The following is a 25,743-nucleotide window of genomic DNA, read 5'->3' as shown; positions in this document are numbered from 1 at the left end:
TACAGCATGACTAACAGACCTATCAGCAGCCTGATCCACCTCGCGCCCGACGCCACCGTCCGCGCCTTCGAGGCGCGGGACACGCTGCGCGCGACGGTGCGCTGGTCGGAGATGATGCACGAGGAGCACGCCCGCGCCTTCACCGTCGCCAAGGTCGCCAACCTCGATCTGCTTGCCGAAATCCAGGCGAGCCTCGCCGACATGCTGGCGAACGGCGGCACGTTCGAACACTGGCAGGCGAACCTTGTCCCCTTTCTGAAGCGCCAGGGCTGGTGGGGCGAGGTGCAGGATCGCAGCCTGACCGGCACCGACGACATCGTGCACGTCGGCGCGCGGCGGCTGCGCACGATCTACGACACCAACCTGCGCGTCAGCCGCGCCGCCGGGCGCTGGGCGCGCATCCAGGAGCTGAAGGACGTGCGCCCCTTCCTCCGCTACGTCGCGGTCATGGACAGCCGGACGCGGCCGGAGCACCGGCGCTGGCATGGCGTGATCCTGCCCGTCGACCACCCTTGGTGGGACACGCATTTCCCGCCCTGCGGCTGGTTCTGCCGCTGCACGGTGCGCCAGCTGTCGCAGCGCGAGATGACGGCGAAGGGGTGGACGGTTTCGGACGTGCCCGATGATGGCCCGCCGGTGGCGTTCACGCCCGCGGGCGCCGCGCCGATCGCGGTGCCGGCAGGCATCTCGCCAGGCTTCGGCTACAATCCGGGCAAGGCCAGCCTGCGCGCGGTCGCCGAAAAGGCGATGCGCTCGCTGGAGGCGGCGGCGCCGGTCGACCTTGCCGCGGCGCGCGCGACGCTCGACGACCTCGTCCAGTCGGATGCCTTCCTCGAAACGCTGCACGAACCGGGCGGCGTGTTCCCGGTGATGGTGCTGGCGCCGGACCTCTCCGCTGCGATCGGCAGCGAGGCGCATGTCGTGCGCCTGTCGAGCGATACCTTCGCCAAGCAGCTCGGCCGGACGGGGCGGAGCGAGGGGCATCCCGAACTCTCCGTCGCCGACTATCGCCAGCTGCCGCAGATCGGCGCCGCGCCCGACGCGGTCTATCGCCAGGGCGACAACCGGCTGCTTCTGTTCCGCGAGGCCGACGGGCGCCAGCGGCTCGCGGTGGTGAAGGCGGCGGCGGGCGGGCGCGAACTGTACCTCGTCAGCTATCGCTTCGCGAACCCGCGCACGATCGCGCAGCTGATCGCCGGCGCCGACAGGATCGATCTGTGAGGAAGGGACGACGCGCGGCGAGGACTGCCATCCCCTCGCATGCGATCCCGCTCCCTGCCCGGAGCGGTCCTACGGCAGGCAGATTCACCGTGTCACGCGCGTCGCATCGCCGATGTAGGACGCTTGCAGCCCACGTGCAAATCGCGCCGATCGGCAAACCGGGAACGCGGCCGAACCGGGAATCGGGAAATGCGCCTCATCCGCCCAGCGATCGCCGCGACCCCGCCACCCGAACTGGGAACGCCGCCGTCGGATTGGCCAGCAACCTCGAAATGCCCGTGCGTGCACCGCCCAGCCGCCGTTTTCCGCGATATCCAGCCCGATCGATCCCACCCGATCCCATTGTATCCCGCCCCGACCGCCTTCCCGGTTCCCTGACCAACCACAGGCGGCCACGAAGATCGCGAGGCATCCGCTGTCGGTCGGCGCCGGCAGTCGATCGAGATGCGCGGGAATGGCACCGCGACCCATTCCGCGTCGCGCCAGGAAACACAGGTCGACGATCAGATCGTCCAGGCCGCCGATCAACAGGCCGGCCGCGGCGAACAACATGGTTTCGCGCACAGCGGCATCGATACTTGCCGTGATCCAATCCACGCGCCACCCCCCGGTCCGCCCGGTTACAAACCTCCATTATGGACTAAAGTTCGGCAAGTCGCTTCTGACATCGATATGAATTGGCCCAAGATAACGGGCCGGTCGTGCCGCCGACTTCGAGGTTTTCGCGCGAATCGGATCAATAATCGCCTGCATATTCGCGTGCGACAGGTGGCGTTGGCCCGCTGGATTCGGCCCCGCGAACCGCCTAGACATGGCGCAACAGCGGGGGGCGGGCATGCGGCGGAATGCGGCGGTACGGTTGGCGGTGCTGGCACTGGCTCTGGCGCCCGTCGCGGCGTTCGGCGACGACAGCCCGCAGGTGGTGCTCGCCCAGCCCGGCACGGGCGGCGCCGGTGCGACCGGCGGCGGCGCGATCGAACGCTATACGATCCGCTTCAACCAGGCGATGGTGCCGTTGGGCGACCCGCGGGCGAAGGCCCCGTTCAAGACGGGTTGCGCCGGCACCGGCCGCTGGGTCGATCCGCAGACCTGGGTGTTCGATTTCGCCGCGCCGCTCACTGGCGATGCCAAATGCAGCTTCGATGCGGTCGAGGGGCTGAAGAGCGTAGCGGGCTACAGCTTCTCCGGGCGGGCGAATTATACGGTCGAGTCGGGCGGGCCGCGTGCGCTCGCGGTGCTGCCGTCGGGGGACGAGATCGAAGAGGATCAGGTGTTCCTGGTCGCCGCGCCGGTGGCGCCGACGCGCGCTTCGGTGGCCGCCAACGCCTATTGCGCAGTCGACGGGCTGGGCGAGAAGATTCCGGTCGACGTGCTCGATGCCGGCCTGCCCGCGAAGCTGTTGGGCGAGATGGGGACGCGCAACTGGTCGGTGCGCAGCTTCCTGGAGAATGCCGGGCTGCCCGAGGCGGTGCCGGCCACGCCCGCGGAGCGACAGGCCGCCTATGCGGGGATCACCGCCCTGAAATGCCGCCGCGCGCTGCCGCCGGGGCGCGACATGGCGCTGGTGTGGGGCAAGGGGATTGCCTCGGCGTCCGGTAAGCTGGCCGGCACGGACCAGCGGTTCGACTTTACCGTACGCAAGCCGTTCGCCGCGCGCTTCGAATGCAGCCGTACCAACCCGCAGGCCGGGTGCAGCCCGGTACAGCCTGCGTACGTCCGCTTCACCGCGCCGGTGCCGATGAGCCAGGCCGCGGCGATCCGGCTGACCTTCGCGGACGGCAAATCGATCGCGCCGACGTTCGATGACGACGATAAGAAGAAGGCGACGATCAGCGACGTTACCTTCAAGGCGCCGCTGCCCGCCGATGCGACCGCGAAGCTGACGTTGCCGGCGGGGATCAAGGACGAAAGCGGTCGTAGCCTGAGCAACGCCGAACGCTTCCCGCTGGAGGTGAAGTTCGACGAAGCGCCGCCGCTGGTGAAGTTCGCGGCCGACTTCGGCATCCTCGAATCGGCCCAAGGGGGCGTACTCCCCGTTACCGTGCGCAACGTCGAACCGGCGTTGCAGGGCAAGAGCCTGGCGATCGGCGGGCGGACGCTGAAGGTGGGCGATTCGGATGCGGCGGTCGCCGAATGGCTGCGCACCGTCGCGGCGGCGGGCGAGACCCGTATCGAGGACGTGAAGCGCGGCGACGAGGTCGTGGCGCGTATCAACCACACCGGCGACCGGTCGATCCTGGGCGATCAGGGCGCAGGGCTAAAGCTGGGCCTGCCGGGCAAGGGGCGGGCGTTCGAGGTCGTCGGCATTCCGCTCGGCAAGCCGGGGTTCTACGTGGTCGAACTCGCCAGCCCGCGGCTCGGCCGGTCGCTTCTGGGGCGCAACGCGCCGCGCTATGTCGCGACCGCGGCGCTCGTCACCAACATGGCGGTGCATTTCAAATGGGGCCGTGAGCGCAGCCTTGCCTGGGTGACCGCGCTCGACAGCGGCAAGCCGGTCGCCAACGCGAGCGTGCAAGTGAGCGACAGCTGCACCGGCCGCGTGCTGGCGCGGGGCGTTACCGATCGTAGCGGCGGGCTGATGGTGCCCAAGGGGCTGCCCGAGCCGGAGACCTACGGCAGCTGTTCCGACACCTCGACCGCGCACCCGCTGATGATCTCCGCGCGCAGCGGCGACGATTTCAGCTTTGCGCTGACGACGTGGGGCGAGGGCATCCGGCCGTACGATTTCGAATTGCCCTATGGCTATTCGGCGCCGTCCGAGACGTTCCACACCGTCTTCGACCGCGCGCTGGTGCGTCAGGGCGAGACGATCCACATGAAGCATATCGTCCGCCGTCCGAATGGCAGCGGCTTTGCGATCCCGCCGGGCTTTAGCGGCACCTTGCGCCTCGCGCATCGGGGATCGGACACGCAGTTCGACCTGCCGCTCAATATCGATGCGCGCGGGGTGGGCGAGACGAGCTGGACGGTGCCGCAGGGCGCGCCGATGGGCGACTACGACCTGCGCATCGTGCGGGGCGACGACGTCACCTATACGTCGCAGTCGTTCAAGGTCGACGAATACAAGCTGCCGACGATGCGCGCGAGCGTGACCGGGCCGAAGGCGCCGGCGGTGCGGCCCAAGTCGCTGCCGCTCGATCTGTATGTCGGCTACCTCTCCGGCGGCGGCGCGAGCAACCTGCCCGTCGACGTGCGCGTCGGCTGGTTCGCGCACAGCGCCAACCCGGAAGGCTATGAGGCGTACACCTTCGGCGGTGCCAAGGTCGAAGAGGGCACGCGCGCGATGAACGGCGACGGCGACGATCGCGAGACGCCGCTGCCGCCGACGCAGACGCTGCCCGCGACCCTGGGCGGCGACGGTACGGGCCATATCAACGTCGACGTGCCTGCGCTCGACGGGCTCGCCGACATGCGCGTCGAGATGGATTATCAAGATGCCAATGGCGAGGTGCTGACCGCCAGCCGCGTGATCCCGATCCTGCCGTCGGCGGTGCAGCTGGGCATCAAGACCGATGGCTGGCTGATGAAACAGGACGACCTGCGGCTGAAGTTCGTCGCGCTCGACGCGCGCGGCAAGCCGATCAAGGGCCAGAAGGTGTCGGTCGCGCTGTACAGCCGCCAGATCCTCACCGCGCGGCGGCGGCTGATCGGCGGCTTCTACGCCTATGACAACCAGATGCGCACGACGAAGCTGGCGGCGGACTGCACCGCCACCACCGATGCGCAGGGGCTGGCCAGCTGCACGATCGATCCCGGCGTGTCGGGCGAGGTCTATGCGGTCGCGACGACCACCGATGCGGACGGCAATGTTGCGCGCGCGGTGCAATCGGTGTGGCTGGTCGGCGACGACGCCTGGTGGTTCGGTGGCGACAATGGCGACCGGATGGACGTGATCCCCGAACGCACCGCCTACAAGGCGGGCGAGACGGCGCGATTCCAGGTGCGCATGCCGTTCCGCGCCGCTACCGCGCTGGTGACGGTGGAGCGCGAGGGCGTGCTGTCGAGCTTCGTCACCGACCTCAGCGGCACCGATCCGGTGGTGGAGGTGCCGATGCCGGGATCGTACGCGCCCGACGTCTTCGTCTCCGTGCTCGCGGTGCGCGGGCGGGTGGAGAGCGGCTGGACCAGCTGGTTGCGCGGCATCGGCCAGTCGCTGGGGTTGGTGAAGAGCGAACCCGCGCCCGAACCGACCGCTTTGGTGGACCTCGCCAAGCCCGCCTTCCGTCTCGGCATCGCCAAGGTGAAGGTCGGGTGGGAAACGCATACGTTGGGCGTGACGGTGAAAGCCGATCACGAACGCTTTGCGCCGCGCGGCACGGCGGCGGTCGCAGTGCAGGTGAAGCGGCTGGACGGCTCGCCGGCGACGAGCGCCGATGTCGCCTTCGTCGCGGTGGACGAGGCGCTGTTGCAGCTCGCCCCCAACGACAGCTGGGACGTGCTGACCGCGATGATGGGCGAGCGGCCGCTGTCCGTGCTCACCTCGACCGCGCAGATGCAGGTCGTCGGCAAGCGGCATTACGGTCGCAAGGCGGTGGAAGCGGGCGGTGGCGGCGGCGATGCCGCGGCGGCGATCAACCGCGAGAATTTCAAGCCGGTGCTGCTGTGGCAGGGGCAGGTGCCGCTGGATGCGAGCGGGCGTGCAACGCTGCGCGTGCCGCTGTCCGATGCGCTGTCGTCGTTCAAGCTGGTCGCGATCGCCACCGACGGCAACGGCCTGTTCGGCACCGGATCGACCGCGATCCGCACCGCGCAGGATCTGTCGGTCTATGCCGGCCTGCCGCCGCTGGTGCGCAGCGGCGACTGGTATGCGGCAGGCTTTACGTTGCGCAACGGCAGCGATCACCCGATGACCGTCACCGCGAAGGTGGAGGTGTTCCCGCGGATCGCGCAAGGCAAGCCGCTGACCGTGACGATCCCGGCGGGCCGCGCCGTGCCGGTCGCGTGGAACCTGACCGCCCCACAGGCGAGCGGGACGCTGCGCTGGAAGGTCACGGCCACGTCGAAGGACGGCAAGGCAAGCGACCGGCTGACCGTCAGCCAGCAGGTGGTGCCGGCGGTGCCGGTCGAAACCTGGGCGGCGGCGCTGACCCGGGTAAGCGATACCACCAGCCTGCCGATCGCGGCGCCCGCGGGTGCGTTGCCGGGGCGCGGATCGGTCGACGTGCAGCTGACCGACACGCTCGCGCCGCCGCTGGCGGGCGTGCGCGATTACATGACGCGCTATCCGTACAATTGCTTCGAACAGCAATTGAGCCGGATCGTCGCGCTCGGCGATGCGGCGCGGTGGAGCGCGCTGGCGGGGGCGATCCCGACCTATCAGGCATCCGACGGGTTGCTGCGCTACTGGCCCCGCGAATCGCTCGACGGGTCGGAGGCGCTGACCGCCTATGTGCTGTCGCTGACCAGCGAGGCGGGGCTGCCGCTGCCGCCGGCATCGCGCGCGCGGATGGTGGAGGGGCTGAAGGCGGTGCTCGACGGCCGCGTCCGGCACGAGACCTATGGCGATCCGCGCCAGCAGAAGCTGGTGGCGTTTGCGGCACTGGCGCGCGCGGGCGAGGCGACGCCCGCAATGCTGGGGCAGATCGGGCTGCCGGCACAGGACATGCCGACCTCGCTGCTCGCCGATTATATCGCGGCGCTCGACCGGGTGCCTGCCGCCAATGCGGCGGCGCTGAAGGCGCAGGCGGAGGGGGTGCTGCGCAGCCGCTTGGTCTATGAGGGCACGCGGCTCGATCTGTCCGACGCGTCGTCGGCGCCGTGGTGGCTAATGGCATCGGGCGACGAGGCGGCGATCAAGGCGCTGCTCGTCACGCTCGGGCGGCCGGGCTGGCAGGACGAGGCGGCGAAGATGATGGTCGGCGTCAGCCTGCGCCAGTCGCGCGGCCATTGGGATACGACGACCGCCAATGCCTGGGGTGCGGTGGCGGTGCGCAAGTTCGCCGGACTGTATCCGGCACAGGCGATCGCGGGCACGACGACGCTGCAGCTGGGTTCGGCGAGTGCGTCGCGCAGCTGGCCGCTTGCCGCCGACGCGCGGACGGTCAGCCTGCCGCTGCCGCCCGCACAGACGCCGCTGGTCCTGCGCCAGAGCGGCGGGGCGGGGCCATGGGCGACGGTGCTGGTGCGCGCCGCGGTGCCGCTGACCAGCCCGGTCTTCGCCGGATACCGCGCGACGCGGACGGTGCAGGTGGTACAGGCGCGTGAACGCGGGCAGCTAACGCGCGGCGACGTGCTGCGCGTGACGATCACCGTCGATGCCAGCGCCGAGCGCAACTGGGTGGTGGTCGACGATCCGATCCCCGCGGGCGCGACGATCATCGGCGACCTCGCCAACCAGTCGCAGATGTTGGGGGAGGGCGGCGATAGCGATGGCGTTCAACCGTCGTATATCGAGCGCGGCAACGACAGTTGGCGCGGCTTCTTCGCCTGGGTGCCGCGCGGGCGCTTCACGGTGAGCTATGCGCTGCGGCTGAACGGCGCGGGCCGGTTCAGCCTGCCCCCGACGCGGGTGGAGGCGATGTATTCGCCGAGCGTGCGGGCGCAGGTGCCGAACCAGCCGGTGGTGGTGGGGCAAAGGTGAGGGGGGCGGTCATTGCGAGGAGGGCGCGGCGATGCAGCGCCGGATCAGTGCGCCCTAGGTGGCGGCGCTGCGGTCGCCTCACATCCCTCGTCACCCCGGACTTGGTCCGGGGTCCACTCTGCGGCGAGGGGGAAGGCTGGAGGCGCAGGCCGTCCCCCCAGCCCCACGGTGGACTCCGGCACGAGTCCGGGGTGACGGAGTGGGTGGGGCGAGCGGGGTGGCAGAGCGGCGGGGCTGCTGGTCGGACCGGCTGACGTGGCGTTCCGCTTCACCCCCCGGCGCGCCCTCGCACTGGTCGGCGTCGTCGCAGTCCTCGGCGGCGGCCTCGACTATACCACGCGGCCACCGCCTCTGCCGGACTACGCCACCGTCCGTGCGCGGTGGCGGCCGTCGGAGGCGTGGCTGTACGATCGGCACGGCGCGCTGATCGACAGCGCACGCGTCGATTTCGCGGCGCGGCGGCTCGCCTGGACGCCGCTGTCGGCGATCGCTCCCGATGCCCGCGCCGCGATCGTGCGGGCGGAGGATCATCGCTTCTTCGATCATGGCGGTGTCGACTGGGTGGCGCTGGCCGGGGCGACGCGCGCGCGGATCGAGCGGCAGCGGGCACGCGGGGCGTCGACGCTGTCGATGCAGCTGGCGGGATTCCTCTCGCCGACGCTGGCGCGGCCGGGCGCGCGCGGATGGATCGACAAGGTGCGCCAGATCCGCGCCGGCCGTGCGCTGGAGGGGCGGTGGAGCAAGGACCAGATCCTCGAAACCTATCTGAACCTCGCCGGTTATCGCGGCGAGGCGCAGGGGATCGGCGCGGCGGCGCTGGGGCTGTTCGGCAAGACGCCGGCCAGCCTGACCCGTGACGATGCGCTGCTGCTCGCCGCACTGCTGCCCGATCCGCGCGCCGATGCGGCGACGATCGCGCGGCGGGCGTGTGCGCTGTCGGGGGGTACGGATTGCACGCGGTTCGCGCCGCAGGTCGCCGCGATGCTGGGCCCGGCGCGCAGCCTGGCGCTCGATCCGGGCTTGGCGCCGCATCTGTCGGACCGGCTGCTGACGAAGCCGGGGCTGCGCATCACCACGACGCTCGACGTCGGCGTGCAGCGGATGGCGGCGGCGGCGCTGCGGCGGCAGTTGCTCGGCCTCGGCGGCACGCGCGCGCGCGACGGCGCGGTGGTGGTGGTCGACAATGCGAGCGGCGACGTGCTTGCCTATGTCGGCGGGATCGGCGGCGCGTCGACCGCACCGGCGGTGGATAACGCCAATGCCTATCGCCAGGCGGGATCGACGCTGAAGCCGTTCCTGTACGCGTTGGGGATCGAGCGGCGCTATCTGACCCCCGCGTCGATCCTCGATGATTCGCCGGTGCAGCTCGACACCGCATCGGGCCTGTACGTGCCGCAGAATTACGACCGTGGATTCAAGGGGCCGGTGTCGGCGCGGATCGCGCTGGCGGGGTCGCTCAACGTGCCGGCGGTGCGGACGCTGCTGCTCGTCGGCGTCGAGCCGTTCCGCGATCGCCTGTGGGACCTCGGCTATCGCGGGCTGGTGGAGGACGGCGCCTATTACGGCTTCTCGCTCGCGCTGGGATCGGCGGAGGTGACGCTGCTGGAGCAGGCCGACGCCTATCGTACGCTGGCGCAAGGCGGGCGGTGGAGCCCGTTGCGGCTGACGCTGGACCAGCCGCGCGTGCTGCTTCGCGCGATCGTGTCACCCGCGGCGGCGTGGATCGTCGGCGACATGATCGCCGATCCCAATGCGCGTGCCGCGACCTTCGGCCTCGATTCGGCGCTGCGCCTGCCGTTCTGGGCGGCGGTGAAGACGGGCACGTCCAAGGCGATGCGCGACAATTGGTGCATCGGCTATTCGGATCGCTTCACCGTCGGCGTGTGGGTCGGCAATGCGGAGGGCGACCCGATGCGCGCGGTGTCGGGCACCAGCGGCGCGGCGCCGGTGTGGCGCGACGTGATGTTGGCCTTGCATGCCCGCGTGCCCGGTCGCGCACCGCCGAAGCCCGCCGATGTCGTCGCGAGCCGTGTCGCCTTCACCGACACGCGTGAACAGGCGCGGCAGGAGTTTTTCGTGCGGGGCACCGCGCAGACGCAGGTCGCCGCCGCGCCGGCCGAGGCGCATCGCCCGCGCTTCACCAATCCGGTGGCGGGCAGCGTCTATGCGCTGGATCCTGATATTCCGGCGGATCGCCAGCGGCTGGTGATCGGGGTCAGCGGCAGTGCTGCCGCGCATCGCATCCAGCTCGATTCGCGCGATCTGGGGCCGGCGGATCACGGCGAACCCGTGATGCCGGGGCCGGGGCTGCACCGGCTGCGGCTGGTCGATGACGGCGGCCGGATCGTCGACCAGATCCTGTTCACGGTGCGCTGACGAAAATCGTGCGCCACGAAAGAACCAAAGCCCGCATGACGCGTTAGCCGCCACTGATCCCTTAACCCCTTTTGGGATCAGTGCCGGTCCAAGCACGGCACGGCCGCGCCGATGCGTAGCAGGCGGCGCGGCCAACGCCGTGGCGGCCAGCCGGGGCCGTTACGGCGTGTTGCGACCGCCGCCGGTGTTGCTGCCGCCGGGGCCACCGGCACCCGCCGCACCGACGGTGCCGATGTTGCCGAACAGATCCTCGAAGAAGCCGCGCTTCTTGCCCAGCGTCGGCGTCGTCTTGCCGTACGGATCGACGCTGGCGATCTGATCGATGCCGGTGCGCGTCACCGACTTGACCGTGCCGTTGGGATCGAAGGTGATCTTTAGCGCGATCTGGTCCTTCGCCTTGGGCTTCTGGAAGTTGAGGTTCCGGCTGTCGCGCGAGACGTAATACCAGTCCTGCGCCCCGAACTGGCTGGCGATCGTCGGCCGGCCGAGCACCTGCGCCACCGATGCGCGGTTGTCGACGCCCGGCTGCACCGAATTCACCAGATCGGCGTCGATGATATAGCCCTGGTGCGACCGCAGCGGCGTGCAGGCGCCGGCACCCAGGACACAGGCCACTCCCGCGATCAGACCCACGCGGGCACGGGCGCGGGCGCCGAAACGGGCAACGGATACGCTCATCACAATCTCCAGCGGCGGCTTTCCCGCCCATGGCGCGCGCAGGATCGATTGCATCGCCCGCCGATCGCCTCGATATGCGAGGAACGACAAGGCTTCAAGCGGCAGTGCCGCGGGGCGTGGCAGGGAGGATGGGCGCACAGTGGGTTGGTGGGGACGATTGTTCGGCGAGCGACAGGATCAGGCGCTGCCGCTGTACAATGCGGTGGTGACGCGCGGGCGGGCGGAGCATTGGTATCTGGCCGGCGCCGTGCCCGACACGGTCGATGGCCGGTTCGACATGATCGCGGCGGTGCTGACGATGGTGCTGCTGCGGCTGGAGGCGGAGCCGGCGGCGGCGACGCTGTCGGCGCACCTGACCGAACGCTTCGTCGACGATATGGACGGGCAACTCCGGCAGATGGGCATGGGCGACCTGGTCGTCGGCAAGCATGTCGGCAAGATGATGAGCATGCTCGGCGGGCGGCTCGGCGCCTATCGCGACGGGCTGGCGGCGGGGGACCTGACGCCGGCGCTGGTCCGCAACCTGTACCGCGGCGAGGCCCCTGCGCCAGAGGCCGTGGTCCATGTGGCACAGAACCTTGCCGCCTTCCGCACCGCGCTCGACGCGACGCCGCTCGACCGCCTGACCGCCGGAGACCTGCCATGACCCCCGAATTCAGCCGTCCCGAACGCCTCGACGCGATCGGCGCGGGCGATCGTGCCGTCCACATCCATGCCGATGCCGACGAACGCGCCGCCTTGGCACGGCGCTTCGATCTGATCGCGGTCGACCGATTGGAGGCGGAGCTGACGCTGCGCCGCGAAGCCGCCGGCATCGCCGTGCGCGGCCGGGTGACGGGCGCGGTGACGCAGGCGTGTTCGGTCACGGGCGTGCCGCTGGCGGCGACGATCGACGAACCCGTCGCCTTACTGTTCGTCGAACGGCTCGACGGCCAGGACGAGGTGGAACTCGACGCCGGCGCGCTCGACACGGTGGAGATCGAGGGCGGCGGTATCGACCTCGGCGAAGTCGCCGCCGAAACGCTCGCGCTGTCGCTCGATCCCTTCCCCCGCAGCCCCGACGCCGCCGACGCGCTGAAGGCCGCCGGCGTCATCAGCGAGGAAGAGGCTGGGCCCTTCGGCGCGCTGAAGGATTTGAAGGCGAAGCTGGCGGGGGGGTGAGTTGGCGAGGGCGGTGCGCTCAGAGCAGGAGAGTAGGCGACCTAAAGTTTAACCTGCTCTGTCCGCTATTGGGGGGAAAGCGGACATTGCCGCGGCGGATGGCACGCTGCTAACTGCACTTATGGATTGGTCGAAGATCGCCCCGCATTTCGAAGCTGATGGGTCTCTTCGTGACATCTACATATGTGGAACATCGATTGACGATTGGGCGAGCGTTTGGACGGCGCTCATCGTCGAGCCGAGATGCCTAGCATTCACCATCGACGGAGAGTTGAGCACGGTCCCGTCAGTAGTGACCACGGCCTTCCTGCTAGGCCGTGCTCATTCTGTCTGCGCATCTTACGCACTCGGTCGACAGCGCCTGAACTGCCACTTCTTCAGTGAGGAGGAAATTGAGTTTGATCTCGATCCTCGCGATGTCGTTGGACCCGATGAAGCGAAGCAGTTGGCGGAATTTATGACGAGGATGGGGCGAGTTACGTCAAAGGAAGTGCGCCTGACGCCTGAAAACGAAGTGGGCTCTGCGATTGCTCGCTATGAGCCAGTCACTGACGAACTCGTGTGGATGCCTATCACGGCCTGACTGCATGTCCGCAATTGGGCGTAAAACGGCCGAGCTAAGCACGTCGACGGAAGCATAGAACGCAGACAGGGATTGGGGATAGCGCGATCCCCATGAAGACCAGCAACTCATCAAAGCGCCACGGTTCGCCCAAGCCTCCCCACGCAAGTGTGAACGACACCATCGCCGCTATCACGAGAGTGTAGCAGACTGCTGCGATGCGAGCGCTGATGTCCGGCTTATCGATCATCGGGTCTGACTAGCACGGTTCTGAACGTCCACTACTGGGCGTGCCGTTGACTTCGCCTATCACGCCACCCGCTCGATTAGCGCCTTCGCCCCATGCGGTGCCCGCACCTTCGCGCCGTTGATGAAGAAGACGAAGGTGTCGCGCTGGGCCTTGGCGGGTGTGTCGGGGGTGACGTAGGGCAGGCCCTCGGGGCGGCCGCCGGCCTGCCAGTCGCGAGCCGCTTTCGCCCAGCGGTCGAGCGCCGCGGCGCTGTAGCCTGCCGGCTCCGCTTCCACGGCATTCTCAAGCCGCGCGTAGACGAAGTCGGCGGTGACGTCGGCGATGGCGGGATAGTCGGCCGAATCGGCGTAGACGATCGCGACGTTGGCCGCGCGCGCCATGGCGATGAAGGCGGGGTCGGCGAAGCTGTCGTGGCGGACCTGGATGGCGTGGCGGAGGGGGATGCCGTCGTGCTTGGCCGGCAAGAGCTTGAGGAAGGCATCCATGTCGTCGGCGTCGAACTTCTTTGTCGCCATGAACTGCCACAGGATCGGGCCGAGCTTGTCGCCCAGCTCGGTGATGCCCTGTCCGACGAAGCGTTCGATCGATTCGCCGGCGTCGGCCAAGACCTTGCGGTTGGTGCAGTAGCGCGACGCCTTCAGCGTGAAGACGAAGCCGTCGGGCACCGCGGCGGCCCAATTGGCGAAGCTGGCGGGCTTGAAGCTGGAATAATAGGTGCCGTTGATCTCGATCGCGGTCATCTGCGACGCGGCATATTCCAGCTCGCGCTTCTGCGGCCATTTTTCGGGATAGAAGGTCCCGCGCCACGGCTCGTAGGTCCAGCCGCCGATCCCGATTCGTATCGTCATGGGCGGGAGCATAACGGCGCGTGCGACCGGGGGACATGCCTTGCGGCGAGGCAGATTGTTCGCGCAGAGGCGCGGAGGGCGCAGAGAGGTTGCGCCGGGCGGCGTCGGTCACTCCTTACAATGAGCCCCAGCGGAAAAGGGCGCTGCCGCACGTGGGGCGTCTTTGCGTCCTCCGCGCCTCTGCGCGCACTCAATCGAAGCGATAGGGTACGATCCCGCGGCGGTCTGGGTCGATAAGCAGGTCGCGGCCCACCGGCGGGAAGGCGCGCTGGTCGCAGTCGCGGCGGGGGCAGATGCGGCAGGAGGGACCGATCCGCGTCGCGCTGTCCGCACCGGCGACGTCGAGCCCGTCGGCATAGACGAAGGCGGCGGCATGCTCGACCTCGCAGCCGAGCACCACGGCATAGCGGCGGGGGGATCGGCGGTAGCTCGCGGTGGCTTTCACCAGCCCCTTCGCCATCGAGACGTAGCGCACCCCGTCGGGCATTTCGGCGACCTGGACGAGGATACGGTCGCTGATCGCCACCGCCTCGTGCGCGACCCATAGGGGGCAGGCGCCGCCATATTGCGCGAATTGCAGCCGCGTCGCCGAATGCCGCTTGGTGATGTTGCCCGCCATGTCGATCCGGCAGAAGAAGAAGGGGATGCCGGGTGCGCCGGGGCGGCGCAGCGTCGAGAGGCGGTGGCACACCTGTTCGAAGCTGACCCCGAAGCGCTGGCGCAGCGCGTCAACGTCGTGGCGCTGCTGCCGCGCGGCGCTGCGGAAGGCGGCATAGGGCATCATCAGCGCGCCCGCGCCGTAATTGGCGAGGCCGACGCGCAGCAGCTCGCGCGCCGCCTCCGACTGCAGCGGGGCGTCGGCGACGATCCGCTCGATCAGATCCGCCGCCTCGAGCCGGATCAGCTGGTGCGCCATCTGAAAGGCGCGCGTTTCGATCGGTTGCGCGGCGTCGATGCGCAGCGTCGCGGCGGCGGGATCGTAGCTGCGCAGGGCGTCGCCATCGTCGATCAGCCGGATGCCGTGGGCGCGCTCGAGTCGTTCGGCATAGGCGCGCGCGCCGGACAGATCGGCGGCGAGGCTTTCGGCGAAGCGATCGAGCGCGTCGATGTAATTGCCACTGCCCTGGAACCAGTCGCGCACCTCTTCCCACGGCAGGGGCACGGGCAGGCTGCCGCCGGCATCGACGCGGTCGTCGAGCACGCGCAGCTGCTCCTGCGTGCGCTGGAGCGCGGCATGCAGCGCCGCCATCCGTCGTGCGAGCAGGGGCTGCTGGCGCACGCCGCGGCGCACCGCATCCTCGTCGAGCTGTGCGGCGGGTACGGACGGGTCGGTCCCGGCCGCCAGTGCGGCGACCAGCGCCGCCGATTCCTCCTCCGGCGCGACGTCGACCCAGTCGAGCGGAAAGGCGCGCGCCAGCGCCGCCAGGACGCCGCCGGTGATCGGCCGGTCACCACTTTCGATCTGCGACAGGTAACTGGTCGAAATGCCGAGGCGCTGGCTGAGCGCCGTCTGGCTGAGCGCCAGCCGCGCGCGCAGCGTGCGCACCCGATCGCCGGCGAACAGACGGGGGCGGGGCGGCTCGGCGGTCATCGAACGGGCCTAGTTTGCAAAAATGCAAATTGCAATTTTGCAAACCCACAGTTGAAAGCAACGCCTAGACCGGGAGAAACAGCCGCGCAGGAGTTTGCCCATGTCTTCCACGCTGAACGAACTCGAACGCCGTCGCGCCGCCGCCCGGGCCGGAGGCGGCGAAAAGCGCGTCGCCGCGCAGCACGCCAAGGGCAAGCTGACCGCGCGCGAACGGCTCGACATCCTGCTCGACGAAGGCAGCTTCGAAGAGATCGACATGTACGTCGAGCACAATTGCGTCGATTTCGGCATGGCGGATCAGGTGATCCCCGGCGACGGCGTCGTCACCGGATCGGGCACGATCAACGGCCGGCTCGTCTATGTCTTCAGCCAGGATTTCACCGTCTTCGGCGGATCGCTATCCGAACGCCACGCGCAGAAGATCTGCAAGGTGATGGACACCGCGATGAAGGTCGGTGCACCCGTCATCGGCCTCAACGATTCGGGCGGCGCGCGCATTCAGGAAGGCGTCGCGAGCCTCGGCGGTTATGCCGAGGTGTTCCAGCGCAACGTGCTGGCATCCGGCGTGGTGCCGCAGCTCAGCCTCATCATGGGCCCGTGCGCGGGTGGCGCGGTCTACTCGCCGGCGATGACCGACTTCATCTTCATGGTGAAGGATTCCTCGTACATGTTCGTCACCGGGCCCGACGTGGTGAAGACGGTGACCAACGAGGTGGTGACGCAGGAGGCTTTGGGCGGCGCGGTGACGCACACGACCAAGACCAGCGTCGCCGACAATGCGTTCGAGAACGATATCGAGGCGCTGCTCGCGGCACGCGACTTCATCGACTTCCTGCCGCTGTCGAACCGCGAGGCGGTGCCAGAACGCCCGACCGCCGACGCCTGGGACCGGCTGGAACCGAGCCTCGACTCATTGGTGCCCGCCAGCGCCAACCAGCCCTATGACATGCACGAGCTGATCCGGAAGGTCGTCGACGAAGGTGATTTCTTCGAAACGCAGCCGGCGCATGCGGCGAACATCATCACCGGCTTCGGCCGGATCGAGGGCAAGACGGTCGGCATCGTCGCCAACCAGCCGATGGTGCTGGCCGGCGTGCTCGACATCAATTCGTCGAAGAAGGCGGCGCGGTTCGTGCGCTTCTGCGACGCGTTTGAGATTCCGATCGTGACCTTCGTCGACGTCCCCGGCTTCCTGCCCGGCACGGCGCAGGAGCATAACGGCATCATCAAGCACGGCGCCAAGCTGCTGTTCGCTTATGCCGAGGCGACGGTGCCGAAGATCACCGTCATCACGCGCAAGGCCTATGGCGGCGCCTATGACGTGATGGCGTCGAAGCACCTGCGCGGCGACTTGAACTATGCCTGGCCCACCGCCGAGATCGCGGTGATGGGCGCGAAGGGGGCGGTGGAGATCATCTTCCGGGGGAAGACGCCTGAAGAGATCGCCGAGCGCACGGCGGAATATGAGGCGCGCTTCGCCAACCCCTTCGTCGCGGCGAGCAAGGGCTTCATCGACGAGGTGATCCAGCCGCACTCGACGCGTCGCCGGATCGCGCTCGGCTTGCGGAAGCTACGCGGCAAGAGCCTCGAGAATCCGTGGAAGAAGCATGACAATATTCCGCTGTGACCCCGTCATCGCGAGCGCAGCGAAGCGATCCAGAGCGTCCGAGTGTGCGACTCTGGATTGCGTCGCTGGACTCGCAATGACGAAGGATCGGTAATGCGCCCCTCGATCTATATGATGGCGAGCGGGCGGAACGGCACGATCTACGTCGGCGTGACGTCCGATCTGCCGCGCCGCGCGTGGGAGCATCGCGAAGGCACGATCAATGGTTTCACCAAACGCTACGGCTGCAAGCTGCTCGTGTGGTTCGAGACCGCGGACACGATGGACGTGGCTATCGCGCGCGAAAAGCAGATCAAGGCTGGATCACGCGCCAAGAAGGTCGCGCTGATCGAGGCGATGAACCCGCTCTGGAACGACCTATACGAGCAGATCGCCCATGGCTGACCAATACATCCCGTCATTGCGAGCGGAGCGACGCAATCCAGAGCCGGACCAGGACGCCCTGGATTGCGTCGCTCCGCTCGCAATGACGGCAGGAGGAAGAAAATGACCCTCGGCCGCCTCAACCACGTCGGTATCGCGACGCCGTCGATCGCGCAGTCGATCGAGACCTATCGCACCCTACTCGGCGCGGCGGTGGTCGGCGAACCCTTCGACCTGCCCGCGCAGGGGGTGAAGGTGTGCTTCATCGACACGCCCAACACGCAGATCGAGCTGATCGAGCCCTATGACGATAGCTCCCCCATCGCCGGCTTCCTGAAGAAGAACCCGGCGGGCGGGCAGCATCACGTCTGTTTCGAAGTACCCGACATCCACGCCGCCGTCGCGGACCTGAAGGCAAAGGGCGCGACCGTGCTCGGCGAACCGCGCATCGGCGCGCACGGCACGCCGATCGTCTTCGTGCATCCCAAGAACATGGGCGGCGTGCTCGTCGAACTGATGGAGACGCCGCATGGCGATCATTGAGACACAATCCCTCTCCCGGCGGGAGAGGGAGGGAGCGCCGCAGGCGCGGAAGGGTGAGGGCGGTTGTCTCACCCTCACCCTCCCGGCGCTACGCGCCTCCTTCCCTCTCCCGATGGGAGAGGGACTGTGAGCGACAAACCCACCCTCGCCGATTGGGAAGCCGCCGCCGCGAAGGAGGTGAAGGGCAAGGACCTGATCTGGCCGACGCCCGAAGGCATTGCGGTCAAGCCGCTATACACCGCCGAGGACGTGACGGCAGACCCCGGCCTGCCCGGCTTCGCGCCGTTCACGCGCGGTGTGCGCGCGTCGATGTATGCCGGCCGGCCGTGGACGATTCGGCAGTACGCCGGCTTTTCGACCGCGGAGGAATCGAACGCCTTTTACCGGCGCAACCTCGCCGCCGGGCAGAAGGGGCTGAGCGTCGCCTTCGACCTCGCCACCCATCGCGGCTATGACAGCGACCATCCGCGCGTCACCGGCGACGTCGGCAAGGCGGGCGTCGCGATCGACAGCGTCGAGGACATGAAGATCCTGTTCGACGGCATCCCGCTCGACCAGATGTCGGTCAGCATGACGATGAACGGCGCGGTGATCCCGATCCTCGCCTTCTTTATCGTCGCAGGCGAAGAGCAGGGCGTCGACCGCAAATTGCTCGACGGGACCATCCAGAACGACATCCTCAAGGAGTTCATGGTCCGCAACACGTACATCTACCCGCCCGAACCGAGCATGCGGATCATTTCGGACATCTTCGGCTATACCAGCCGCGAGATGCCCAAGTTCAACAGCATCTCGATTTCGGGTTATCACATGCAGGAGGCGGGGGCGACGCAGCTCCACGAGCTGGCCTTCACCATCGCCGACGGCATGGAATATGTGAAATACGGCGTGGCGAGCGGCCTCGACATCGACAAGTTCGCCGGGCGCCTGTCGTTCTTCTTCGCGATCGGCATGAACTTCTTCATGGAGATCGCCAAGCTGCGCGCCGCGCGCGTACTGTGGCATCGCGCGATGACGCAGCTGGGTGCGAAGGACGAACGCAGCAAGATGCTGCGCACGCACTGCCAGACCAGCGGCGTCTCGCTGACCGAGCAGGACCCGTACAACAACGTCATGCGCACGACGATCGAGGCGATGGCAGCGATGCTGGGCGGCACCCAATCGCTCCACACCAACGCGCTCGACGAAGCCATTGCGCTGCCCACCGATTTCTCCGCCCGCATCGCGCGCAACACGCAGATCGTGATCCAGGAAGAGACGGGGATGACCAAGGTCGTCGATCCGCTCGGCGGCTCCTATTACATCGAGAGCCTGACGCAGAGCCTGGTCGATGGCGCGTGGGAGATCATCGAGCGCGTGCAGGCCGAAGGCGGCATGGCCAAGGCGGTCGCGGCGGGCTGGCCCAAGGCGATGATCGAGGAAGCCTCCGCCGCCCGCGCCGCGCGCGTCGACCGCGGCGAGGACGTGATCGTCGGGGTGAACAAATACCGCAAGGCCGACGAGGACCCGATCGACATCCTCGACGTCGATAACGTCGCGGTGCGTGAGGCGCAGATCCGCCGCATCGAACGCGTCAAGGCGACCCGCGACGAGGCGGCGTGCCGCGCCGCACTCGATGCGTTGCGCGAAGGCGCGCGGGGTAAGGACAATCTGCTCGCACTCGCCGTGGACGCGGCCCGCGCGCGCGCGACGCTCGGCGAAATTTCCTCTGCGATGGAGGATGTGTTCGGCCGCTTCGGCACGCAGCCGACGCCGGTGAAGGGCATCTATGGCGGGGCCTATACCGACGACATGCGCTGGGAGCGGCTCGCCGAGGGCGTCGCCGCCACCGAGCGCCGGCTGGGCCGCAAACCGCGCATGCTCGTCGCGAAGATGGGGCAGGACGGGCACGACCGCGGCGCCAATCTCGTTAGCAGCATGTTCGGTGATCTGGGGTTCGAGGTCGTCCCCGGCCCGCTGTTCCAGACGCCCAAGGAGGCCGCGGTGCTCGCGTTGGAGAAGAACGTCGACGTCGTCGGCGCCTCCAGCCTCGCCGCCGGGCACAAGACGTTGATTCCCGAACTGATCGGTCACCTGCGCGACGCGGGCCGCGCCGACATCAGGGTGATCGCCGGCGGGGTGATCCCGGCGCAGGACTATCAGGCGCTGCGAGACGCGGGCGTACAGGCGATCTTCGGCCCCGGCACCAACCTCATCAAGGCGGCCGAAGAGGTGCTGCGCCTGCTCGGCCACAATATGCCGCCGCAGGAGGACGCCGCGTGATCCGTTTGACCCTTACCGCCGCGCGCGGGGACTATGCGGGCGGATCGATGCGACGGACGATACGCAGCTAATGGCCCACGCGGTTGACAGGCGAGCGGGCGGCACAGTTGAAGAATGTGCAATGGCAGCGCGGACGACGAGCGTTTACGCCGCCACGGCATCGATCCGGGCGGCGGGCAATACGCGCGATCGGTTCGGTTCAAGAAATTTCGCTGCAGGCGGCGTAGGAGTGAATATGCGGTTTGGAACAACATTAGCGTGGTCGCTTGGCCTGTCCCTTGCGATCGCTTCCCCAGCCGCCGCGCAGGAGCGCGCCGCGACGAACGGACGCTCGATCACAAGCCTGGCCGGCGTGCCGTTGAAGACGCGCGACGGAAAGCCGATCACGCTCGGATCGCGCATCGTGTCGGGAAAGCCGACGCTCATCTCGATCTGGGCGAGCTGGTGTCCGCCCTGCATGGTCGAGGCGCCTTATCTCAACAAGATGCGCAAGGATTTGGCGGGCCGGTACAACTTCGTCTACGTCAATCGCAGGGATGGGAATCCTGATCCGTCGCAGCCTGCCGATTCCATCGCCCGCTTCCTCGCGCGCGGCGGCCTGTCCGATAGCGACTATGTCGTTGCCGACGTCAAAGCCTATCAACAGATCGTCGCCGCCGACCTCAAGGATATCCCCGACGGAAAGGTGGGCATCCCGCGGGTCTACCTCTTCGACAGCAAAGGCCGGCAGGTCTATACGTCCTATGGCTTTCAGCCGTCCGAGGCCCCGGCGCTGGAAGCGCGCTTGAAGCAGGCGATGGCCAAGTGAGCGCGCCCTCGCCCGACCGCAACGCGGTTCGCAACGACTGGACGCGCGACGAGATCGCCTCGCTGTTCGACCTGCCCTTCGACGAATTGATGTGGCAGGCGCAGACGGTCCACCGCGCGCATCACGCGGCGGGGCAGGTGCAGCTATCGACGCTTCTCTCGATCAAGACGGGCGGCTGTCCGGAGGATTGCGGCTATTGCTCGCAATCGGTCAGCGCCGACAGCGGGGTCAAGGCGACCAAGCTGATGGACGTGCGCGCGGTGTTGCAGGCGGCGGCGCAGGCGAAGGACAATGGCTCGACCCGCTTCTGCATGGGCGCGGCGTGGCGCAACCCCAAGGATCGCGACATGGGCGCGATCGTCGCGATGGTCGAGGGCGTGCGCGGCATGGGCATGGAAACGTGCATGACGCTCGGCATGCTGGAGCCGCATCAGGCCAAGCAGCTCGCCGACGCGGGTCTCGATTACTACAATCACAATATCGACACCTCGCCCGAACGCTATGGCGACGTCATCACCACGCGCAGCTTCCAGGAGCGGCTCGATACGCTCGACGCGGTGCGGAGCGCGGGGATCAACGTGTGCTGCGGCGGCATCGTCGGCATGGGCGAGACGCGCGAGGATCGCGTCGGCTTCGTCCATGCGCTGGCGACCCTGCCCGAGCATCCCGGCAGCGTGCCGGTCAATGCGCTGGTGCCGGTGAAGGGCACGGTGCTGGGCGATATGCTCGCCGACACGCCGCTCGCCAAGATCGACGAGATCGAGTTCGTCCGCACCGTTGCCGTCGCGCGCATTACCATGCCGGCGAGCATGGTGCGCCTGTCGGCAGGGCGCGAAAGCATGTCGGATTCGGCGCAGGCCCTGTGCTTCATGGCAGGGGCCAATTCGATCTTCACGGGTGACAAGCTGCTCACCGCGGGCAATGCGGGCGACGACAAGGATGCGGCGCTGTTCGCGAAGCTGGGCGTGACGCCGATGGCGGTGGAGCCCAGTGCCCGTCACCCCGGCCTTGAGCCGGCGTCCCGCTCCTGCGGCTCCGTGGAAAGAAGCGGGACCCCGGGTCAAGCCCGGGGTGACGCGGTGATGGCCGAGGCGGCGGAGTGAAAGGTCTGGTCCGCTTCGCAGCGATTGTCTTTACGATCGTCTCGACGTCGTTCTGGTTGCTCGCAACGAGCATCACTCTCGATGGTGGCGCGATCGTGACGGTCCAGTTAGCGAGGTCGGCGAGCTACGTCACGACGTACCTTTTTTACGCGGTGCCAACGCTGCTCTACGCCGTGCTGTGCACCCTGTTCTGCCACTGGTTTGCTCGTCACGTCGTAAAGCAGGTCGGAAAATAGACAGCCATTCCCCTTCCGCTTGCGGAAGGGGTTGGGGGAGGGCCGTCCTCCCCATCATCAAAACGATGCCCGCGTGCGGACAGGCCCTCCCCCGGCCCCTCCCGCTCCCGGGAGGGGAGAAGAGGATGTTCAAGAAAATCCTGGTCGCCAATCGCGGTGAGATCGCCTGCCGCGTGTTCCGCACCGCGAAGCGCATGGGGATCAAGACGGTCGCGGTCTATTCCGATGCCGACGCGCGATCCCCCCACGTCCTGATGGCGGACGAGGCGGTGCGCCTGGGGCCAGCACCCGCTGCGGAAAGCTATCTCAAGGCCGAGCTGATCCTGCTCGCCGCCAAGGAGACGGGCGCGGACTGTATCCACCCCGGCTATGGCTTCCTGTCCGAACGCGAGAGCTTCGCCAAGGCGTGCGCCGAGGCGGGCATCGCCTTCGTCGGCCCGCCGCCGAACGCGATCGCGGCGATGGGCGACAAGATCGAATCGAAGAAGCTCGCCAAGGAAGCGGGCGTCAACGTCGTCCCCGGCTTCCTGGGGGAGATCGCCGACACCGACGAGGCGGTGCGGATCGCGACCGACATCGGTTATCCGGTGATGATGAAGGCGTCCGCTGGCGGCGGCGGCAAGGGCATGCGCCTCGCCTACAGCGAGCAGGACGTGCGCGAAGGGTTCGAGGCGACCAAGCGCGAAGGCCTCGCCAGCTTTGGTGACGATCGCGTGTTCATCGAGAAGTTCATCGAATCGCCGCGCCATATCGAAATCCAGGTGCTCGGCGACCAGCACGGCAACATCCTGTACCTCAACGAGCGCGAATGTTCGGTGCAGCGCCGCCACCAGAAGGTGGTCGAGGAAGCGCCCTCGCCCTTCGTCACCCCGGCGATGCGCAAGGCGATGGGTGAACAGGCCGTCGCGCTGGCCCGCGCGGTGGGCTATTATAGTGCGGGTACGGTCGAGCTGATCGTGTCGGGTGCGGATACGACCGGCGAGAGCTTCTACTTCCTCGAGATGAACACCCGGCTGCAGGTGGAACATCCGGTGACCGAGGAGATCACCGGTCTCGACCTCGTCGAACAGATGATCCGCGTGGCGGCGGGGGAGCGGCTGTCGATCACCCAGGATCAGGTCGGCATCAACGGCTGGTCGGTCGAAAACCGCGTCTATGCCGAGGACCCGTACCGCGGCTTCCTGCCCAGCATCGGGCGGCTGGTGCGGTACAATCCGCCCGAATCCACGCCGTCGTCGACGCAAGCTGACGAACCCCGTATCCGTGTCGACGACGGCGTCGCCGAGGGCGGCGAGGTCAGCATGTTCTACGATCCGATGATCGCCAAGCTCGTCACCTGGGCGCCGACGCGCGAGGCGGCGATCGACGCGCAGATCGCGGCCTTGGACGCGTTCGAGATCGAGGGGCCGGGCACCAACATCGACTTCCTGTCGGCGCTGATGCAGCATCCGCGCTTCCGGTCGGGCAATATCACCACGGGCTTCATCGCCGAGGAATATCCCGACGGCTTCCACGGCGCCCCCGCCGACGCCGACCTCAAGCGCCATCTCGCCGCCATCGCCGCCTTCGCCGCGACCGCGCAGGCCGATCGCGCGCGCCGGATCGACGGCCAGCTCGGCAGCCGCCTGCAGCCGCCGCATGCCTGGGCGGTGCGGATCGATGGCGAGGACCATGCCGTGGCGGTCTCGACCGACGGCATCACCGTCGATGGCGAGGCGCTCGACATCGCGCTGGAATATACCCCCGGCGATCGGATGGTGGAGGCTGAGATCGGGGAGGATGCACGGCTCACCGTGCGCATCCTGCCGATACGTAGCGGCTTCCGCCTGACCACGCGCGGCGCGAGCCACGACGTCCGCGTCCTGCCCGCGCACGCCGCGCCGTACGCGCAGCATATGATCGAGAAGGTGCCGCCCGACCTGTCGCGCTTCCTGATCGCGCCGATGCCGGGCCTGCTCGTCCGTCTCGACGTAGGCGCGGGCGATGCGGTGGAGGCGGGCCAGCCGCTTGCCGTGGTCGAGGCGATGAAGATGGAGAATATCCTGCGCGCTCAGAAGGCGGGCCGGGTGAAGGCCGTCTCCGCAGCCGCCGGCGACAGCTTGGCGGTCGACCAGATCATCCTTGAAATGGAATGAGCCATTGCCGCCGGGCGCGCCCGCCCGGCGGTCAGGGCGCGTGTGGCCGCCCGATCGCGCGCGCATAGACGGCGAGCAACGCGACCGCGGCGACCGCCAGCCACACGCCCGCCGTTCCCACCGCGCCATAGACGGCGGCCCCGCTGCATGCGCCCGCGACCAGCCCCATCCACAGCAAAGCATAGGGCAGCCACGCCCAGCGCGGCCCGCTGCCCATCAGCGCTGCCGTCAGCCGCTGCACGCATTTTACCAGCGTGCCGGTCATATAGGTGACGCCGACGCTCACCTCGCCATCGCGCTGGAAGATGGTGTTCGCCGCGCCCATCGCCGCCGCCATCATCAGGCTGGTCGCCATCGCGGGCGATCGTCCATCGCTCGCCGCTGCCAGCGCCAGCAGCGCGCCCATCAGTAGCAGCGAGACGGGCAGGCGCCCACCCCCGTGCCGCGCCGACAGCCATGTCCCGCCCGCCACCCCGGCCGCAAAGCCCGCGATCAACGCGCCCGCCACATATGCGACATGCGCATTCGTCACCGCACCGACTGCGAATCGCGTCGAATTGCCGCTCATGAATGACACGAAGAACCCGCCCAGCCGCAGGAATCCGACCGCATCGACATAGCCCGCCGTCGCCGCGAGACCGGCGGCGAGAAACCAGAAGCGGCGGTCGTAGCGGGTCATCGGCCGGGAGTGTTGGGGGAGAGCGGGCGGGGACTCAAGGGGCGACGTGGGAGGGATAGGGGCATCGTTTGCACCAACGATCGCAGCTTTCCGGCGGCCGAAGACGAGCGAACTCAGCCCCGACAGGCCGGTGGTGCAGACCGCGCCGCAGAGCATTACCCCGCCAAAGCTCTGCACCAGTGCCCCGCGGGCGCCGGGCTCGACCCGCAGCGCGCGTTCGGTCAGGCTGATGCGATATGGTCAGCATCACGGCCTTCGGAGCACCACCGATATGCGAATCCTGAACATCCTCGTCCGCCGCTACCTTTCGCTCGACGAGATCGATGCGGCCGTCAGCTTCTATGAAGCCTTGATCGGGCAGAAGCGGCGTCTGGCGTTCGACTATCCGGAACATGACCTGAAGCTGGCGCAGGTCGCCTCGATCCTGTTCATCGCCGGCACCGACGAAAGCCTGACGCCGTTCCGTGCCACCGAAGCGACCTTCATGGTCGAGGATCTGGACGCGTTCGCCGCGCATCTCCCGACGACCGGTAGCACGATCCTGAAAGCGGCAAAGCCGGTTCCGACCGGTCGCAACATGCTGGTGCGTCACCCCGATGGCATGCTGGTCGAATATGTCGAACACACGACCAAACATCCTGCCGACGTCATGGCCCCCTTCGATTGACGCTATGGCCGACGAACCGAATGACTGACGAGGTCAGGATTTCCCGATGAGCG

The 25,743-nt window shown here is 68.1% G+C and carries 20 protein-coding genes; 15 read left to right on the top strand and 5 right to left on the bottom strand.

The genetic code is table 11. The features are described 5' to 3' along the window. Nucleotides 1–6 precede the first annotated feature (6 nt). Nucleotides 7–1,221 (top strand): phage head morphogenesis protein, encoded by a 1,215-nt coding sequence (locus tag SPHME3_RS0103870; protein ID WP_017980600.1) that lies wholly within the window; start codon nt 7–9, stop codon nt 1,219–1,221. Between the two features lie 84 nt (nt 1,222–1,305). Here the strand turns inward: SPHME3_RS0103870 and SPHME3_RS0103865 are convergent, their stop codons facing one another. Further along, entirely contained in the window at nt 1,306–1,818 is a 513-nt protein-coding gene (locus SPHME3_RS0103865; protein ID WP_017980601.1) for a hypothetical protein, read from the bottom strand. A gap of 238 nt (nt 1,819–2,056) precedes the next feature. On the opposite strand from SPHME3_RS0103865, the gene SPHME3_RS0103860 reads away from it, so the two are divergent. Further along, complete coding sequence (locus tag SPHME3_RS0103860; RefSeq protein ID WP_018250571.1) at nt 2,057–7,801, top strand: alpha-2-macroglobulin family protein; 5,745 nt, start codon at nt 2,057–2,059, stop codon at nt 7,799–7,801. 255 nt (nt 7,802–8,056) lie between these two features. Further along, nucleotides 8,057–10,177 carry a penicillin-binding protein 1C gene (gene pbpC / locus SPHME3_RS0103855; RefSeq protein ID WP_017980603.1) on the top strand — a complete coding sequence of 707 codons (2,121 nt, stop codon included), beginning with the start codon at nt 8,057–8,059 and terminating at the stop codon, nt 10,175–10,177. A 159-nt stretch (nt 10,178–10,336) separates the two neighbouring features. Here pbpC and SPHME3_RS0103850 read toward each other — a convergent pair whose 3' ends face one another. Next, complete coding sequence (locus tag SPHME3_RS0103850; RefSeq protein ID WP_017980604.1) at nt 10,337–10,909, bottom strand: outer membrane protein assembly factor BamE; 573 nt, start codon at nt 10,907–10,909, stop codon at nt 10,337–10,339. 85 nt (nt 10,910–10,994) lie between these two features. On the opposite strand from SPHME3_RS0103850, the gene SPHME3_RS0103845 reads away from it, so the two are divergent. From SPHME3_RS0103845 to SPHME3_RS0103835, 3 genes are all read left to right on the top strand, one after another. Then, nucleotides 10,995–11,501, top strand: coding sequence for a ubiquinol-cytochrome C chaperone family protein (locus SPHME3_RS0103845; protein ID WP_024310311.1), 507 nt, complete (start codon nt 10,995–10,997; stop codon nt 11,499–11,501). Beyond that, nucleotides 11,498–12,016 (top strand): YceD family protein, encoded by a 519-nt coding sequence (locus SPHME3_RS0103840; RefSeq protein WP_017980606.1) that lies wholly within the window; start codon nt 11,498–11,500, stop codon nt 12,014–12,016. Before SPHME3_RS0103845 ends, SPHME3_RS0103840 begins: the two co-directional genes overlap by 4 nt. A 121-nt stretch (nt 12,017–12,137) precedes the next feature. Next, a complete protein-coding gene (locus SPHME3_RS0103835) occupies nt 12,138–12,599 on the top strand; it encodes a hypothetical protein (RefSeq protein WP_017980607.1) in 462 nt (153 codons plus the stop codon). 288 nt (nt 12,600–12,887) lie between these two features. Here the strand turns inward: SPHME3_RS0103835 and SPHME3_RS0103825 are convergent, their stop codons facing one another. Both SPHME3_RS0103825 and SPHME3_RS0103820 read right to left on the bottom strand, forming a co-directional pair. Continuing rightward, a complete protein-coding gene (locus SPHME3_RS0103825) occupies nt 12,888–13,688 on the bottom strand; it encodes a DUF72 domain-containing protein (RefSeq protein ID WP_018250570.1) in 801 nt (266 codons plus the stop codon). Between the two features lie 178 nt (nt 13,689–13,866). Beyond that, the gene (locus SPHME3_RS0103820; RefSeq protein ID WP_017980610.1) at nt 13,867–15,267 is read right to left on the bottom strand and encodes a helix-turn-helix domain-containing protein; all 1,401 of its coding nucleotides are present in this window, start codon (nt 15,265–15,267) and stop codon (nt 13,867–13,869) included. A 100-nt stretch (nt 15,268–15,367) separates the two neighbouring features. On the opposite strand from SPHME3_RS0103820, the gene SPHME3_RS0103815 reads away from it, so the two are divergent. The 8 genes from SPHME3_RS0103815 to SPHME3_RS0103780 all read left to right on the top strand — a co-directional run bounded on the left by SPHME3_RS0103815 (nt 15,368) and on the right by SPHME3_RS0103780 (nt 24,344). Continuing rightward, nucleotides 15,368–16,894 carry an acyl-CoA carboxylase subunit beta gene (locus SPHME3_RS0103815; protein WP_017980611.1) on the top strand — a complete coding sequence of 509 codons (1,527 nt, stop codon included), beginning with the start codon at nt 15,368–15,370 and terminating at the stop codon, nt 16,892–16,894. Between the two features lie 93 nt (nt 16,895–16,987). Further along, on the top strand, nt 16,988–17,278 hold the full coding sequence (locus SPHME3_RS0103810) for a GIY-YIG nuclease family protein (protein WP_017980612.1): 291 nt from the start codon (nt 16,988–16,990) through the stop codon (nt 17,276–17,278). Nucleotides 17,279–17,380: 102 nt separating this feature from the next. Continuing rightward, nucleotides 17,381–17,800, top strand: coding sequence for a methylmalonyl-CoA epimerase (mce, locus tag SPHME3_RS0103805; RefSeq protein WP_017980613.1), 420 nt, complete (start codon nt 17,381–17,383; stop codon nt 17,798–17,800). Between the two features lie 126 nt (nt 17,801–17,926). Then, on the top strand, nt 17,927–20,062 hold the full coding sequence (gene scpA / locus SPHME3_RS0103800) for a methylmalonyl-CoA mutase (RefSeq protein ID WP_017980614.1): 2,136 nt from the start codon (nt 17,927–17,929) through the stop codon (nt 20,060–20,062). 121 nt (nt 20,063–20,183) lie between these two features. Continuing rightward, nucleotides 20,184–20,870, top strand: a complete 687-nt coding sequence (locus tag SPHME3_RS0103795) for a TlpA family protein disulfide reductase (protein ID WP_231292071.1) — start codon at nt 20,184–20,186, stop codon at nt 20,868–20,870. After that, on the top strand, nt 20,867–21,973 hold the full coding sequence (gene bioB / locus SPHME3_RS0103790; protein WP_017980616.1) for a biotin synthase BioB: 1,107 nt from the start codon (nt 20,867–20,869) through the stop codon (nt 21,971–21,973). The genes SPHME3_RS0103795 and bioB overlap by 4 nt, the downstream gene beginning before the upstream one ends. Next, nucleotides 21,970–22,209 (top strand): hypothetical protein, encoded by a 240-nt coding sequence (locus tag SPHME3_RS0103785; protein WP_017980617.1) that lies wholly within the window; start codon nt 21,970–21,972, stop codon nt 22,207–22,209. The genes bioB and SPHME3_RS0103785 overlap by 4 nt, the downstream gene beginning before the upstream one ends. Before the next feature lie 125 nt (nt 22,210–22,334). Continuing rightward, a complete protein-coding gene (locus SPHME3_RS0103780) occupies nt 22,335–24,344 on the top strand; it encodes an acetyl-CoA carboxylase biotin carboxylase subunit (RefSeq protein ID WP_017980618.1) in 2,010 nt (669 codons plus the stop codon). 31 nt (nt 24,345–24,375) lie between these two features. On the opposite strand, the gene SPHME3_RS0103775 is transcribed toward SPHME3_RS0103780, so the two are convergent. Continuing rightward, nucleotides 24,376–25,023, bottom strand: coding sequence for a DUF1275 family protein (locus SPHME3_RS0103775; protein ID WP_017980619.1), 648 nt, complete (start codon nt 25,021–25,023; stop codon nt 24,376–24,378). Nucleotides 25,024–25,294: 271 nt separating this feature from the next. Here SPHME3_RS0103775 and SPHME3_RS0103770 point away from each other — a divergent pair, with 271 nt between their 5' ends. Beyond that, on the top strand, nt 25,295–25,690 hold the full coding sequence (locus SPHME3_RS0103770; protein ID WP_017980620.1) for a VOC family protein: 396 nt from the start codon (nt 25,295–25,297) through the stop codon (nt 25,688–25,690). The last annotated feature ends 53 nt before the right edge of the window (nt 25,691–25,743 follow it).

It is taken from the genome of Sphingomonas melonis DAPP-PG 224 (genome assembly GCF_000379045.1).
GTDB lineage: Bacteria > Pseudomonadota > Alphaproteobacteria > Sphingomonadales > Sphingomonadaceae > Sphingomonas > Sphingomonas aquatilis.
The sequence above is the reverse complement of the archived record's forward strand: the minus strand, read 5'-3'. Positions and strand labels throughout refer to the sequence as shown.